The following is a 15,108-nucleotide window of genomic DNA, read 5'->3' as shown; positions in this document are numbered from 1 at the left end:
GTCTTGGGCAAAGCGGTTAATAAAGGTCCAACTCGCCCTTTTTCCTGAGCGTTTCGAACCATTCCTCAGGCGTGGCATTGATGTGGGCGTGTTTCACCATCATCGCATTCATATTTGGCAGATGGGTCGAATCCGGCCAGTCTTCGGGTTGCCACAGATGTGCGCGGATTACACATTTGGGACAGTGTGCAAATGCTGTCGCGACATGGATGAGCAGCGCCAGTTTGGGCGGGTGCCCGTCAATGGCCATGGTTTCAAGCAAACGGGGGTCAGCACAGATGCGGGCCGTGCCGCGAATGCGGAGCGTTTCCATCTTGCCCGGAACAAAGAACAGGACGCTGACGCGCGGATCCTTGAGAACATTGTGAAACGTATCCACGCGTTTGTTTCCCGGCCGATCCGGGATCGCGATCAGGGTATCGGACAGCACCTGAACAAAGCCGGGCGGGTCGCCACGGGGTGAAACATCAAGATGCCCATCCGTGTTGGCCGAAGCGATCAGGCAAAATGGCGAGGTCGCTATGAAATCGCGACACATCTGATCGAGTGAAGACACCTCTTTGGCAGTGATCTGTGGCAGAGGATGGCCAGAGATCCTCCTCAGCTCCTGTTCGGAGGTCACAAGGTTTGTGAATTTCGAGAAAGGTGAGGTATCGCAAGGCATGCTGTCGTCTCCGGTCGGGAGTGTTCTCACCAGTTTGTTGGATCAACGGCGGCGCGTCAAACCGTGTGGGCAGAAATGACAAGGGCGCCCGAAGGGGCGCCCTGCCAAATCGTTTCCGTACTCAGCTTAGCAGCTGTAGTACATGCCGTACTCCACCGGGTGCGGCGTGTGCTCGTAGGTTTCCACCTCTTCCATCTTAAGTGCGATGTAACCGTCGATCTGGTCTTTGGTGAACACATCGCCCTGAAGCAGGAAGTCGTGATCGGATGCCAGAGCTTCCAGAGCCTCACGCAGGCTGCCGCAGACGGTCGGGATGTCGGCCAGTTCCTCGGCGGGCAAGTCGTACAGGTTCTTGTCCATCGCCTCGCCGGGGTTGATCTTGTTCTTGATACCGTCCAGGCCAGCCATAAGCAGGGCGGCAAACGCCAGATAGGGGTTGGATGACGGATCGGGGAACCGCGCCTCGACACGTTTGGCTTTGGGGCTTTCAGTCCATGGGATACGCACACAACCCGAACGGTTACGTGCCGAATAGGCTCGCAGAACGGGGGCTTCAAACCCGGGGATCAAGCGCTTGTAGCTGTTGGTCGACGGGTTGGTGAAGGCGTTCAGGGTCTTGGCGTGTTTCAGGATGCCGCCGATGAAGTACAGCGCCTCGTCCGAAAGGTCGGCATATTTGTCGCCAGCGAACAGCGGCTTGCCATCTTTCCAGATCGACATGTTCACGTGCATGCCGGTGCCGTTGTCACCTGCGACCGGCTTGGGCATGAAAGTGGCCGATTTGCCGTAGGCGTGTGCTACGTTGTGGATGACGTACTTGTATTTTTGCAGCTCATCGGCCTGCTTGGTCAGGCTGTCAAAGACAAGACCCAGCTCGTGCTGGCACGAGGCCACTTCGTGGTGGTGCTTGTCGACCTTCATGCCCAGACGTTTCATGGTCGACAGCATTTCCGAACGCAGGTCCTGCGCTTCGTCGATGGGGTTGACAGGGAAGTAGCCGCCCTTGACGCCCGGACGGTGGCCCATGTTGCCCATCTCGTATTCGGTGTCGGTGTTCCACGACGCATCCGTTGCATCAACTTCGAAAGATACTTTATTGATGCTGTTGGAAAAACGAACGTCATCGAACAGGAAGAATTCAGCTTCGGGACCCATATAGGCAACGTCACCGATACCGCTGGACTTCAGGTAGGCTTCGGCTTTCTGCGCGGTTCCGCGCGGGTCGCGGCCATAGGCTTCACCAGTGTCGGGCTCAACGATCGAGCAGTGCAGACACAGTGTCTTCTCCGCATAGAACGGGTCGATGTAAGCCGAAGTCGTGTCGGCGATCAGTTTCATGTCCGAGTTTTCGATCGATTTCCAGCCTGCAATGGACGAGCCGTCAAACATGAAGCCTTCTTCCAGGAAGTCTTCGTCGACCAGATCGACGTCCACCGTGACGTGCTGTAGTTTGCCGCGCACGTCGGTGAAGCGGATGTCGACATATGCGACGTCTTCTTCGCGGATTGTATTGAGAACTGCGTCTGCGCTCATTCCCTTGGTCCTTCTGATAGATGTGTCAGTAATGTTGTGAGTTAGAGTGCTTCCGAGCCGGTCTCGCCGGTCCGGATGCGAATGGCTTGGTCGACGGGCGAGACGAAAATCTTGCCGTCTCCGATCTTGTCGGTTTTGGCGGCCGATACGATGGCTTCGATCGCGGCGTCGACCTGGTCGTCGTCCAATACGACCTCGACCTTTACCTTGGGTAGAAAATCGACGACATATTCCGCGCCGCGATACAATTCGGTATGGCCTTTCTGGCGACCGAAACCCTTGACCTCGATGACGCTGAGGCCCTGGACGCCCACATCCTGCAATGCCTCTTTCACTTCGTCCAGTTTGAACGGCTTGATGATCGCTTCGATCTTTTTCATCCCGGCTCACCTTGAATGGTTGTCTCAGGGGCAGTGATCACGTCTAAGATCGGGCGGCAATGTGATTGCGATATCGTGCGGGTCGGGGTGCTTTGAAAAACGGCTGTATGCTATTTTTTGAGCGACTTGCACAAAAAGTAATCAAAATTGAATCGAGCAAGGGGTGAAAGGATGGAATTGCTGACAGCGGCACAGATGCGGGCCATTGAGCAGGCCGCCATCAAGTCTGGTGACGTGACCGGTCTGGAACTGATGGAGCGGGCTGGCCAGGGTGTTGTTGACGCGATTTTCGAAGAATGGCCCGTGTTGGACAGGCGAGGGGCCAGCCCCTCGCGCTCCCCGGGATATTTAGGGCCAGATGAAGAGGATCCGCTGCGCGCAGTGGTGCTGTGCGGACCGGGCAACAATGGGGGTGACGGGTTTGTCGTGGCGCGGCTTTTGCAGAAGCAGGGGTGGGCGGTTGAGGTGTTCCTTTGTGGAGACCCGGAAAAGCTGCCTCCGGATGCGCGGGTGAATTATGAGAGATGGGGGGCAAAGAACGAGGTTCGAGTCTCCGCTGTCGACTCCGCCCCGTTGGCGGATGATTTTCTTCGCGTTCCAAAGGGCATTGACCTGGTTGTTGACGGGGTTTTTGGCACGGGTCTCACCCGGCCATTTGCAGGGGCGTTTTCCATGTTGGCCAATGCGCCGGTCAGAGACCTGCTGCGAGATCGAGGCGTAAAGGTCGTTTCAATTGACGCGCCAAGCGGCTTGTGCGCCGACAGTGGTCGCATTCTTGGTCAGGCGATTGTTGCGGACATGACGGTGACGTTTCACAGCAAAAAGCTTGGGCATGTACTGGGTGATGGTCCGGTGACCTGCGGGGCGGTCCGAACCAAGTCGATCGGGCTTGAAACACTGGAAGACGGTCAGATCGTTCATACGACCGAGGCCGACGAGGTGAAGCTGTCGAAAGGTTCGGTTGGCCACAAATACTCACATGGTCATGCTTTGATCCTGTCCGGGGGGGCGGGCAAAACAGGGGCCGCGCGTTTGGCGGCGCGGGGGGCTTTGCGGGTTGGAGCGGGGCTGGTGACGCTGGGCGTGCCGCCGTCTGCGCGGATGGAGGTGGCCAGCCAGATCACGGCTCTCATGTTGCAGCGGGTTGATGGGGCTGATCGAATGTCTGAAACACTTGAGGATACGCGTCTGAATGCGCTCTGTCTGGGGCCTGCGCTGGGATTCGAGCGGGCGCGGGCGTTGGTGCCGATGGCGTTGGCTGCGCGGCGGGCGACCGTGTTGGATGCGGATGCTTTGTCAGCTTTTGCCGAGGATCCCGGCGCCCTGATCGCGCAATTGCACGACGAATGCGTACTGACACCGCATGGCGGGGAATTTGCAAGGTTGTTCCCTGACATTGCCGCGCAAATGAACGAGCAACTGGCCAACGGCCCGGCGTTTTCCAAGGTGGATGCGACGCGTGCTGCCGCAAAGCGGGCTGGGTGCGTGGTTCTGTTCAAGGGCCCGGACACGGTGATCGCTGCGCCGAATGGACGGTGCGTGGTCAACTCGGCCGTATACGAAAGGGCGGCTCCCTGGTTGGCGACGGCCGGGTCTGGCGATGTGCTGGCCGGGTTCATCGCAGGTTTGTTGGCGCGAGGTTTGGCACCAATGCAGGCGGCGGAAACTGCGGCGTGGCTGCATGTGGAGTGTGCGCGCCAGTTCGGGCCGGGTTTGATCGCGGAAGATTTGCCGGAACAGGTGCCGGAGGTTTTCAGAAAGTTGAATATTTGAGTTTGTTGGGCGTGGAACGGCTCAATTTCCGGCGAGTCGGCGGAAATCCGCCGTCAAGGTTCACATCAGTGCAGACCGAATGTTTGCCAGATGCATGGCTGGACGTCACAATTTATTTGCACACTGTGCTTTGGATCTTCGAATGGATTCGTAACTGTATGAAATAAATGAAAAATAACCAATTTTTCGATATGCCATGTTGCGAATTTGCAATGCTTGCGAGGGAGTGAATGCGGACCACTGGAACGCTCGCAGTTCGTAAACAATTGGACAGTACCTGAACCCCGAACCTTTCATGGTGAGTGAAATGACCCTTAACATCAAACCGATATCAGTAGCCGCTGTTCTGACTGCGACGACCGCCATCCCGGCTGTGGCGGAAATGAAATACGAAAACAATAGTGGCGGATATGTGCTGCTGTATGGACAACTGCACCCCGCCTTGATCTCGGTGGATGACGGACAGGATACCGAGACCCGTGTACTCGACAACGATCTGTCGAACAGCCGTGTTGGCCTGCGTCTTGTGCAGCCATATGGAAGCAACGAATTCCAATTTTGGTTTGAGTCAGGCCTTGGCCTGCCGGGTTCGGCGTCTGCCGATCAATTCGGAACCAACGCAGATGGTTGGAATCGCGAAGACATTCGCCACGTGGATTTTTCGCTGAAGGGTGGCTACGGCAAGTTTTCGGCAGGTCAGGGCAGCATGGTCGCTGATGGCGCCGCAGAAGTTGATCTGTCATATGTCGGAACCGCGCTGTATTCGTTTACCAACGATGAAAATGCAGGGTTCTTCTATCGGGACACGACCGGTATGCTGAGCGGTATTACGGTTGGTGACAGTTCCAGCAACTTTGACGGCGCGCGGCGTGGTCGTGTGCGGTATGATACGCCGTCGTTCAACGGGTTTTCCGCCGGATTCGCATATGGTCAGAACATTTTGTCCAGCAGCGACGACGACGACTATTATGACGTCGGCCTGTTTTATGAAAACACCTTTGCCGGTGGTGTGGAATTCGCTGCAGCCGTTGCCTATTCGGTAAGAGACCGGGATAACAATTCGGGGGATCGCAAAGATACGATCGGTTCTGCTTCTGTCCTGCTTCCCAGCGGCCTGGGCTTTACGATTGCGGGCGGTACGCGCGACGATGATCAAGCCGGTGCCACGGATCCGAACTATTGGTATGGTAAGATCTCGTACGAAGGCAACTGGGTGTCCTGGGGCAAGACCGGCGTCGGTATCGACTATTATGATGGCTCGGATTTCCAGAGCAACGGTTCTGACACCAAAGCATGGGGTATCGCGGTCGTGCAGAAAGTCGAGCCGATCAACACGGATGTTTATCTGAAATACCGCAACCACGATTTCGATGACGGCACATCCTTTGACAACAACGAAGCATGGGTTCTGGGCGCACGCTGGAAGTTCTGATTGTCTGGCTGGAACAAGCGCGAACGCCCCGGTTTCCGGGGCGTTCTTTTTTGCGGTTTTGGCGATCAAATACCACTGGATTCAGCCTTTGCCCCTTGCACGCGGGCGGCAGGGCAAATAGAAGGCTTCAAATTTGCCCGGCGCGCCCGTTTTGCGCGCCCCGAATCCTATGGGGACTACCATAATGCAGGTTACCGAGACGCTGAACGAAGGTCTGAAACGTGGCTACAACATCGTTGTGTCAGCAGCCGAGCTGGACGAAAAGGTCAATGAAAAGCTGACCGAAGCGCAGCCGGAAATCGAAATGAAAGGTTTCCGTAAAGGCAAGGTGCCTATGGCGCTGCTGAAAAAGCAGTTCGGCCAGCGCCTGTTGGGCGAGGCGATGCAGGAAACCATCGACGGCGCCATGAACAAGCATTTCGAAGACAGTGGTGATCGCCCTGCGCTGCAGCCCGAGGTCAAGATGACCAATGAGGACTGGAAAGAAGGCGATGACGTAGAAGTCGCCATGTCTTACGAGGCGCTGCCAGCGATCCCGGAAGTTGATCTGAAATCGGTCGAGTTGGAAAAGCTGATCGTCAAGGCTGATGAAGCAGCCGTCGAGGAAGCTCTTAACAATCTGGCGGAAACCGCTCAGGATTTCAAAGCGCGCCGCAAGGGGTCAAAAGCCAAGGACGGCGACCAGATCGTGTTCGATTTCGTCGGTAAGGTTGACGGCAAGGAATTCGAAGGTGGTTCGGCCGAGGATTACCCGCTGGTTCTGGGCTCGAACAGCTTCATCCCCGGCTTTGAAGAGCAGCTGGTTGGCGTGAAAGCCGAAGAAGTAAAAGACGTCAACGTCACGTTCCCTGAAGAGTACGGCGCCGAGCATCTGGCTGGCAAAGACGCTGTTTTCACCTGCACCATCAAGGAAGTCAAAGAACCGGTTGCTGCGGAAGTGAACGACGAACTGGCTAAAAAATTCGGTGCCGAAGATCTTGAAGCCCTGAAAAGCCAGATCGCAGAGCGCCTGGAAGCTGAATATGCAGGTGCATCGCGCGCCGTGATCAAGCGCGCTTTGCTGGATGCGCTGGACGAGAAGGTGTCGTTCGATCTGCCGCCGTCGCTGGTTGAAGCCGAAGCCAAGCAGATTGCGCATCAACTGTGGCACGAAGAAAACCCAGAAGTCGAGGGCCACGACCATGACCCGATCGAGCCCACGGACGAGCACACCAAGCTGGCCGAGCGCCGCGTGCGTCTGGGCCTGTTGCTGGCTGAACTGGGCCAGAAGGCCGAGGTTGAAGTTACCGACGCCGAGATGACGCAGGCGATCATGAACCAGGCACGTCAGTACCCGGGTCAGGAACGTCAGTTCTTCGAGTTCGTTCAACAGAACGCACAGATGCAACAGCAGCTGCGCGCGCCGATCTTTGAAGACAAGGTTGTGGATTACGTTTTGGAGCTGGCTCAGGTCACTGACAAGGAAGTCAGCAAAGATGACCTTAAGAAAGCCGTTGACGCTTTGGAAGAGGAGTAATCCTCTTCCTTCCCTTCGTCAGAAGAAGGGACAAAAAACGGAGCCGCCTGCAATCAGACGGCTCCGCATGGGTGGCTTTTGTATCTATGAGGTGAGGGGGTCAGGCCTCATGAGCAAAAGCACGGGGGGTTTCCAAAAGAGCGGTTCTTTGCTCTGGCGTGAACGTATCCGTGAGCGCTTCGATCAGCTTGAGGACATCCTGCCGTTCAGCTTCTGTTTTTGCGGCGCTCATCTGTTCCACAAAATATTTCTCGAGATCGGTGAGTGGTTTGTGATCCTGGTTCGCGGGGTTCTGTGCTGCGGCTTTCTTAGCGGCGAACAGAGCTAACGCTTCTTCTTCGTCCATAAAGACGTCGTCGTGAATGCCCGCAAATTCACGCAGGCCGGCGATGCGTTCTTCGGTGCAGTCCAGCAGAGCGGCCAATGCGTGAACCTTACCCATTGGAACTGTCTTACCGACATAGTCGTAAGGCGCGCAATTCGAACGCTTCAACACCCTATCCATAACCGGATCAATCACGGTGATGATGTCCTGAATACCTGCATTTTTCGCATATTCCAAAGATCCGATCATCAACTCGCAAGTCGCGTAGGAGACCGAGTTCTTTTCTTTGCCACGCGTGAGCCGTTGCGTGTCGACGCAGAAGCGGGTAGATTCCCACATGGTCGCACTGCGAAGTGGTGCTTCGCCGCAAAGGATAGCCGAGAAGACATCCGACAACATGTGTGGTCCGGTGGTCTGGAGGGCACGCACGGCTGCGACGACATTCCCCTCATCGTCGAGTCCGATTACATATGCCGGGTCCAGGTGATCGAACTCGTCGATCTCTTTGCCATCTTCAATGTTGACGTCCCATCCCAGGCGTTCGCCAAAAACTCTTGCTCTCAACTCGAACATTTCATCAAGAACTTCGCTGAACATATGTCTGTTCAGGCCATCTACCACGATGATCATTTCTTCCCCCTTCGAGTGGTTGTTCGGTAACTTAGACGTTACCGGACACAGGGGATTTTTCTATTGGGGGTTTCCCGTATTTTGGCGAAATTTTGCGTTTTTTTTGTTTAACTTGGGGTAATAAGCCCAATTGCAATCGCCCGGCCAACGGCCTGAGGGGTGGTCAGCGCACTAAGCTTTTCTCGACTGGAACGCAAGTGCACTTCTACGGTTCGGTGTGAAATGGACAAAATATCGCCGATGTCCTGTTGCGATTTCCCTGCTGCAACCCACTGCAAGATCTCTGTCTCACGTCTGGAAAGTGTTGGATGATACAGCGCGCTGGTCAATTCGTCTGAGGAAACCACATTGTCATGGATGTGCACTGCCATCGATTGCAAGTCACTGATGACATGCGTGTATAGCTTGCGCCATTCCTCTTTGCTGCAATTGCGCGTTGCGCTCAGCAGGCCGATATCTCCGTAGGGACCGCGCACGGGAATTGTAACGCCTTGGTTTGGCAATCCAAAATCATGGGCATCCCGGAATACACGTTGGAAGTCGGGGCTGCGCTCAAGTCGGCTCCAATCCACTGGCGCGATGCTGCGGCGGGCCATATGGATGGTCGGATCAATCATGATCAGACCCTGGTTTTGGTAGTGCTCATTCCATGCGTCGTCATAGGTAACAAAGCCGGCAACCGTGCCGGCAGCAGGGTTCATGCCAGCATAAGCAGCATGATCCATATCATGCTTCTCACAGATTTGCCTTAGAAATTCGGTGTATCGAACTTCTGAATCCGGCAGAGTGCTCAGATCGACAATTTCCATGTGGTGCCTACCAGCTGCGGCCCATCTTACAGCTCGATGGTGTCGTCGAGCATGCATATAACACAGAGTGGAACCCGTTTACCTCACCGAGCCAGAACACCATACTTTCCTAAACATGACAAGGCGAGGTACTAATTGTCTGCGCAATTCCAAATAATGAGACATTCAATAGAACATTTTTGTCACTATTCGGCAAAAAGTGCTAATTTCACGCGGCTTTCTGACGCTAATCACCGTCAGTTGGCGGGTTTCAGCCCAGTTTCCACCAACAATCCGCGCGCTTTGGCTTCGGGGTAAAAGCCCTTGGCATAAAGAAATATGGCCCGATCCTGGTTGCCATCAGACAGAAGCCAGGCGCCACGAAGGTATTTCCCGGCGAACTCAAGGTTGGTGTCCGCGTCCAACAAGCCTTTGGCGTTTCCGGTGTATCCCATGGATCGTGCGGTGGCCGGAAGGATTTGCAACAACCCATAATAGGGCCGGTTTACCGCCCAGGGGCGATGCGTGCTTTCACGAATAGCAAGCTTGTGAACAAGCTCTCGCGGAAGCTCGTAGTGGTCCGCCCATTTGTTGATCGACGCGCGAAGTTCTGGCGTTTCGTTTGGATAGAGCGGAGGATTGAATTGCGGTGTTTCCGCCTTGGATACTTCTCCTGCACCGCAGGCAACCAACGGGGCTGTCAGTAAGAGTGCCATGAGATTGCGACGGGTGAACAGGGGCATACGTTTCTCCGGGGTTTCGAGTGGCAATGATATGGCCTGAGTATTTGGCTGCAAGATTATGGATGGAGTTGGGCTAAAATTTGCTGGTTTGGCTCGGAGACAAAAAAAGGCCGCGCTGAAGCACGGCCTTTGTTGTGTTTGAAACCTTGCCGGATCAGGCTTTGGCTTCGTCTTCCTCGGCAGGAGCGGCTTCCGGAGCCAGCTCTTCGTCATCGGATGCGGCCGAGCCGATGTCGTCGAACAGTTCGGCGATCTCGAATTCAGCGGCTGCCTCTTCTTCGGCGGCCAGTTCCTGGATTGATTTGCCCGAGGCCTGAAGTTCGGCTTCTTCTTCCGAACGCGCCACGTTCATCTTGATTTCAACTTCGACTTCGGGGTGCAGCTTGACTGCAACCGAGTGCAGGCCCAGTTCCTTGATCGGATTGACCAGAACAACCTGCTTTTTGTCGACGGTGAAACCAGCTTCGGTTGCAGCCTCTGCGGCGTCACGCGGGGTGACCGAGCCGTACAGAGCGCCAGCATCCGATGCCGAGCGAATCACGATGAACTGCTGTCCGTCCAGCTTTTCAGCCAGTGCTTCAGCTTCTTTCTTGGTTTCCAGGTTGCGTGCCTCAAGCTGCGCTTTCTGGGCTTCGAACGACGCGATGTTGGCGTCCGAGGCGCTCAGGGCTTTGCCTTGCGGCAGCAGGAAGTTGCGGGCGTAGCCGGGCTTGACGTCAACGACGTCGCCCATTTGACCCAGTTTCGCAACGCGTTCCAGCAGGATAACTTGCATGCCAGTCTCTCCTTACTTCACAGCGTAGGGCAGCAGGGCGAGGAAGCGGGCGCGCTTGATAGCACGGGCCAGTTCACGCTGCTTTTTCGCCGAAACGGCGGTGATGCGCGAAGGAACGATCTTGCCACGCTCAGAGATGTAGCGCTGCAGCAGACGGGTGTCCTTGTAGTCGATTTTCGGCGCGTTCTCACCCGAGAACGGGCAGACCTTGCGGCGGCGGAAAAATGGTTTTGCGGCCATGGTTTAGTGTCCTTTCCTCAGGCAGTGATCAACGACGCTCGCGGCGGTCGCCACGTTCGTCACGCTTCTGCATCTGAACCGACGGGCCGTCTTCGTGACCGTCGACCTTGATGGTCAGAACGCGCATGACGTCATCATGCAGGCGCATCAGGCGTTCCATTTCCTGAACCGCACCCGAGGGCGCATCGGTTTTCAGGAAGGCGTAGTGGCCCTTGCGGTTCTTGTTGATCTTGTAGGCCATCGTCTTGACGCCCCAGTACTCGCTATCAACCAGCTTGCCGCCGTTGTCAGCCAGAACGGTGCCGAAATGTTCGACGAGGCTTTCCGCCTGCGCGTTGGACAGATCCTGACGCGCGATCATTACATGCTCATACAGTGGCATGTGCACTCCTGTTTATGTCAAGGCGCATTTCATAGGCGGGGCCATTCGGTCCTCCGCGACCCTGCCACGAGAGGCTGCGCGATTCATCTGATTGCGAAGGATGGCCCCGTATACACGTTTGAACCGCAGGAGCAAGCCCCGCCACATATGCCTTTGAGACGCCGCCCAATTTCCTTTGGGCCGCCCAAATGCTGACGCTTTTCGGCTCAAAGTTGTTTTGCATACCGGACGTTACCCGGACCAAACAGAAATTCGACAGTAACCTGATAAAAGGTGAAGTGTTATGACCGCGACCAATACAAACACATACCGGGAAGAGGCGGCAGGCTCGCGCTTTGAGCATTCGGTGCCGGTAATGATTGCCTTCGCGCCAAACTGGAAAGCCCGTTTGATCCTGGCGCGGTTGGTAGGAGCGTTCTTGATCTTTTCGGCGTTTTCGATGTGGCTGATGCCAGGTTCGATCGTGGGTGCAGATGTCTGGCCGATCAAGATGGTGGCATCCATGCTGTTTCTGATCGTCGGTGTCAGTTTGCTGACGATCGAAGTTCTTGATCAGCGCCCGGATGCCTATTTCGACCCGATCCGCCGCGAAGTCCGTGTTCTGCAAAAGAACGAAGACGGACGCCCTCAGACGGTGCTGCGCCGCAGCTATGACTCGCTAGGTGGTGCACGTTTTGAAGAAAACGAAGTCCACTTGTTTGATGTGGACGGGAGCCTTTTGATGAAGCTGCCCCTTGAATCGGCGGATGTCAGCCGAGCGCTGAAAGGGCAACTGAGCAAGAGCGTAACAATTTTCGGCTGAACTTTATTCTGTTCAAAAAGGAACAGATGTTGTGACTCGAAAAAGGTTGTGTGCCGCCGACAGGCGGCACATTTTGTTTGTGAGCAACCCTGCCGGGTTGCGTTCACAAAAACGCGGAGATTGTTATGAAATCCACCCTTCTTGCTGCTGCACTGGCCGTATCGGCGACCACGGCATTCGCCAGCGCCGAGAAATACGTGCTGGACCCGAGCCACAGCCAGGTTGTCTTCAGCTATGACCACCTGGGCTTTTCAACCACAACCGGCATGTTCTCGGGCTTTGAGGGCGAGATCATGTTTGATCAGGAAAATCCCGCCGCCTCCAGCGTGAGCGTGTCGATGCCGGTATTGGAGATGTTCACCGGCTGGAAGCCGCGCGAAGATCACTTCATGACCGAGGATTTCTTTGGTGCGACCGAGGGCGATCTGATCACCTTTACCTCGACGGGTATCGAAGTGACCGGTGAAAACACTGCCAAGATCACCGGCGACCTCACCATGAACGGCGTGACCAAATCCGTTGTTCTGGATGCCAAACTGAACAAGGTTGATACCCATCCAATGGCGAACAAGCCATGGGCCGGTTTCGACGCCACCACGACCCTTGTCCGCAGTGAATTTGATCTGGGCCAGTTCGCACCGTTTGTCAGCGACGAAGTGCAGGTGCAGATCTCGGTCGAAGCGCAAAAAGCCGAATAAGCGCGAGGCAACGAACACGAAAACCGCCGGTGATCCTGTCGCCGGCGGTATTTTTTGGCATCACTGACTGCGGGACGCGGCGAGTTCCACAGCGACGGTGACGGTGAAGCCGAGCGAATCTTCGGTGGGCTGCGATGCGCCGATGCCGAAATCCAACCTGTTCAGATCAACCGAGCCTGTCATGGTCGCGGTGTCGTCCTGAAGGTCCAGTGAAAACGGTAGTATGATATCGATCGTCTTGTCGCGGATTGTCAGTGGTCCGCGTGCCTCATATCCGCTTTCGGTTTTGAAAAGGTCAGCCGCGAACTGGGCCGTCGGAAACTGGGCGTTGTTGAAGAAATCCGCACCCATGGCCTGTTCGGTTACGGTTCCGAGGCTGAGAGAACCTATTGCGATCGTGACCTCGACGGACCCGGCCAGACCAGGCTCGGCCGGGTCGTCAAAAGCAATTGCGGCTGTCCAGTCGGAAAACGAGCCGGTGACCGGGCTGCCCAATTGGGAAATCGTGATGGAAAGGGTGCCGTTCTGAACCTGCCAGTCTGATTGCACCTCGGCCAGTTGGACGTCGGCGTCATCATCGTCGGCCTCACGCGCAAATTCGCCAGAGACCCAGCCGCCGGTGAGGACAAGCGCCCAAACGGCCACTGCGGCGACGGCGGGCACAAGGGAATGATGCTGGTGTGGAGGCTCCGGTGCATCTGACCCACCCGGCAACATCCTGCGCAACGTGCTGTCTTTGTCTATGACGTGATGCTTCAACGCTCCGGCAACATGCAGGACCAGCGCGCCGACGAGCGTCCACATGAACAGCCAATGCAGAACGCCTGTCACCTCGGCCACAATGGTTGATTTCGGTACAAAAGGCAGGTTTTGGCCGAAGGGCCAGAGGATTGGAGCAAACCCTTCGGTTGCGGCGTGGTGCACCCAACCGGTCAGTGGCACAAGCACCAGTGACCCATAGAGAAGCCAGTGGACAGTTTCGGCGGCAAAAGCCTCGGGCTTGTTGTCGGCATTCAGCAGGCCGGGCTTGGTTTGCGTGAAGGCCCACATTGTCCGAGCCAAAGCAACGAAGAACACGGTGACGCCTACGGTTTTGTGCAATGAGAACATGCGCGCCGCGCGTGCGATTTCGGCCTCGCTTGGGGCTGTGGAGGCATGCAATACGGCGTGGGCCAGATTGTCCGCGATCCAGCCGAGCGGCAGGGCCGTGAAGATCAGCAACGCGGTGAGCCAGTGAAACGTCTTTGCGACACTTCCGTAGCTTGAGAAGGAATTGGTCGAGGCCATGGGTGCAACGCTCCGAGATTCTGTGCTGCGCCCAAGTTAAGGTTATCGGAAGTCGGCACAAGTAAGCGCTTGTGCACAGCCAAGGTGCCAGAATGCAGAACACAGGCAATGCTTGTGCCAGACGATCAGTCAGTTTACACCCCGCCGCAACCTGACATCATCCATGAGGTTGCAATGACACTCGCGTTCGTTTTTCCGGGGCAGGGCGCCCAGACCATCGGTATGGGCAAAGCACTGGCCGATGCCTATCCGGCGGCGCAGGCCGTCTTCGATGAGGTGGACGAGGCACTGGGAGAGAAGCTGAGCAGCGTGATCTGGGAAGGCGACATCGCCGACTTGACGCTGACTCAGAACGCCCAGCCTGCTCTTATGGCGACATCCATGGCGGCAATGCGTGCGCTGGAAGCCGAAGGCGTTTCGGTTGGTCAGGCGGCTTTCGTGGCGGGTCATTCCTTAGGTGAATACTCGGCCCTTGCGGCTGCGGGGGCTTTGTCGGTTGCGGACACCGCGCGCTTGCTGCGCACCCGCGGTCTGGCGATGCAAAGTGCCGTACCGGTGGGCGAGGGCGCAATGGCGGCCATTCTTGGATTGGATCTGGAGGCGGTGCGCGCCGTTGCAGAAGAAGCCGCGCAGGGGCAGGTCTGTCAGGCTGCCAATGACAACGATCCAACCCAGGTCGTTGTGTCCGGTTCCAAGGCTGCCGTGGAGCGTGCCGCCGAGATTGCCAAGGAAAAAGGCGCAAAACGTGCTGTTATGTTGCCTGTAAGTGCTCCATTTCACTGTGCGCTGATGCAGCCTGCGGCAGATGTCATGGCGGAAGCGCTTGCTGCCGTCGAGATAAAGGCGCCTTCCGTGCCTTTGGTGGCCAATGTGCGCGCCGAAGCCGTCAGTGATCCGGATCTGATACGTCAGTTGCTGGTGGAACAGGTGACGGGGTCGGTTCGCTGGCGTGAAAGCGTTCAGTTCATGGCCGCGCAGGGCGTGACTGAAACGTGGGAAATCGGTGCCGGCAAAGCCTTGTCCGGCATGATCCGCAAGATCGATCGTGCCATTGCAGGCAAGGCTGTGGGCACACCGGAAGATGTTCAAAAGGCCATTCAGGCCGAATCGTAAGCTCAAAAGCGTCGTGGCCGACGCACC

General features: G+C 56.4%; 16 protein-coding genes. 6 read left to right on the top strand and 10 right to left on the bottom strand.

Annotation, left to right across the window (positions count from 1 at the left end):
• Positions 1-16: 16 nt before the first annotated feature.
• The 3 genes from GOW56_RS03775 to GOW56_RS03765 all read right to left on the bottom strand — a co-directional run bounded on the left by GOW56_RS03775 (position 17) and on the right by GOW56_RS03765 (position 2,577).
• The gene (locus tag GOW56_RS03775; protein WP_171204970.1) at positions 17-664 is read right to left on the bottom strand and encodes an MSMEG_1061 family FMN-dependent PPOX-type flavoprotein; all 648 of its coding nucleotides are present in this window, start codon (positions 662-664) and stop codon (positions 17-19) included.
• A gap of 126 nt (positions 665-790) precedes the next feature.
• On the bottom strand, positions 791-2,197 hold the full coding sequence (gene glnA, locus GOW56_RS03770; protein WP_152458343.1) for a type I glutamate--ammonia ligase: 1,407 nt from the start codon (positions 2,195-2,197) through the stop codon (positions 791-793).
• Between the two features lie 41 nt (positions 2,198-2,238).
• The gene (locus GOW56_RS03765) at positions 2,239-2,577 is read right to left on the bottom strand and encodes a P-II family nitrogen regulator (RefSeq protein WP_152458342.1); all 339 of its coding nucleotides are present in this window, start codon (positions 2,575-2,577) and stop codon (positions 2,239-2,241) included.
• A 171-nt stretch (positions 2,578-2,748) separates the two neighbouring features.
• Between GOW56_RS03765 and GOW56_RS03760 the strand changes: the two genes are divergently transcribed.
• The 3 genes from GOW56_RS03760 (at position 2,749) to tig (ending at position 7,298) form a co-directional block, all read left to right on the top strand.
• Positions 2,749-4,350, top strand: coding sequence for an NAD(P)H-hydrate dehydratase (locus GOW56_RS03760; RefSeq protein WP_171204969.1), 1,602 nt, complete (start codon positions 2,749-2,751; stop codon positions 4,348-4,350).
• Positions 4,351-4,657: 307 nt separating this feature from the next.
• Entirely contained in the window at positions 4,658-5,782 is a 1,125-nt protein-coding gene (locus GOW56_RS03755; protein WP_171204968.1) for a porin, read from the top strand.
• A gap of 184 nt (positions 5,783-5,966) precedes the next feature.
• Positions 5,967-7,298 (top strand): trigger factor, encoded by a 1,332-nt coding sequence (tig, locus tag GOW56_RS03750; RefSeq protein WP_171205037.1) that lies wholly within the window; start codon positions 5,967-5,969, stop codon positions 7,296-7,298.
• A gap of 100 nt (positions 7,299-7,398) precedes the next feature.
• On the opposite strand, the gene GOW56_RS03745 is transcribed toward tig, so the two are convergent.
• The 6 genes from GOW56_RS03745 to rpsF all read right to left on the bottom strand — a co-directional run bounded on the left by GOW56_RS03745 (position 7,399) and on the right by rpsF (position 11,181).
• Positions 7,399-8,253 (bottom strand): acyl-homoserine-lactone synthase, encoded by an 855-nt coding sequence (locus GOW56_RS03745; RefSeq protein WP_171115359.1) that lies wholly within the window; start codon positions 8,251-8,253, stop codon positions 7,399-7,401.
• A gap of 107 nt (positions 8,254-8,360) precedes the next feature.
• Positions 8,361-9,062, bottom strand: a complete 702-nt coding sequence (locus GOW56_RS03740; RefSeq protein ID WP_152458337.1) for an autoinducer binding domain-containing protein — start codon at positions 9,060-9,062, stop codon at positions 8,361-8,363.
• 236 nt (positions 9,063-9,298) lie between these two features.
• Positions 9,299-9,784, bottom strand: a complete 486-nt coding sequence (locus tag GOW56_RS03735; RefSeq protein WP_171204967.1) for a lytic transglycosylase domain-containing protein — start codon at positions 9,782-9,784, stop codon at positions 9,299-9,301.
• A gap of 154 nt (positions 9,785-9,938) precedes the next feature.
• The gene (rplI, locus tag GOW56_RS03730) at positions 9,939-10,559 is read right to left on the bottom strand and encodes a 50S ribosomal protein L9 (RefSeq protein WP_171204966.1); all 621 of its coding nucleotides are present in this window, start codon (positions 10,557-10,559) and stop codon (positions 9,939-9,941) included.
• 12 nt (positions 10,560-10,571) lie between these two features.
• A complete protein-coding gene (gene rpsR, locus GOW56_RS03725) occupies positions 10,572-10,799 on the bottom strand; it encodes a 30S ribosomal protein S18 (RefSeq protein WP_005608650.1) in 228 nt (75 codons plus the stop codon).
• A gap of 28 nt (positions 10,800-10,827) precedes the next feature.
• Positions 10,828-11,181 (bottom strand): 30S ribosomal protein S6, encoded by a 354-nt coding sequence (gene rpsF / locus GOW56_RS03720; protein ID WP_152458335.1) that lies wholly within the window; start codon positions 11,179-11,181, stop codon positions 10,828-10,830.
• A gap of 283 nt (positions 11,182-11,464) precedes the next feature.
• Here rpsF and GOW56_RS03715 point away from each other — a divergent pair, with 283 nt between their 5' ends.
• Together GOW56_RS03715 and GOW56_RS03710 are read left to right on the top strand one after the other, a co-directional pair.
• Positions 11,465-11,983 (top strand): hypothetical protein, encoded by a 519-nt coding sequence (locus tag GOW56_RS03715; protein ID WP_152458334.1) that lies wholly within the window; start codon positions 11,465-11,467, stop codon positions 11,981-11,983.
• A 125-nt stretch (positions 11,984-12,108) separates the two neighbouring features.
• Complete coding sequence (locus GOW56_RS03710) at positions 12,109-12,681, top strand: YceI family protein (protein WP_152458333.1); 573 nt, start codon at positions 12,109-12,111, stop codon at positions 12,679-12,681.
• Positions 12,682-12,741: 60 nt separating this feature from the next.
• Here GOW56_RS03710 and GOW56_RS03705 read toward each other — a convergent pair whose 3' ends face one another.
• Positions 12,742-13,968 (bottom strand): cytochrome b/b6 domain-containing protein, encoded by a 1,227-nt coding sequence (locus tag GOW56_RS03705; protein ID WP_171204965.1) that lies wholly within the window; start codon positions 13,966-13,968, stop codon positions 12,742-12,744.
• A gap of 174 nt (positions 13,969-14,142) precedes the next feature.
• Between GOW56_RS03705 and fabD the strand changes: the two genes are divergently transcribed.
• Complete coding sequence (gene fabD / locus GOW56_RS03700) at positions 14,143-15,081, top strand: ACP S-malonyltransferase (RefSeq protein ID WP_171204964.1); 939 nt, start codon at positions 14,143-14,145, stop codon at positions 15,079-15,081.
• The last annotated feature ends 27 nt before the right edge of the window (positions 15,082-15,108 follow it).

Origin of the sequence: Ruegeria sp. HKCCA0235A (assembly GCF_013033235.1) — a bacterium.
Lineage (GTDB): Bacteria > Pseudomonadota > Alphaproteobacteria > Rhodobacterales > Rhodobacteraceae > Ruegeria.
This window is presented reverse-complemented; position numbering and strand designations above follow the sequence as displayed.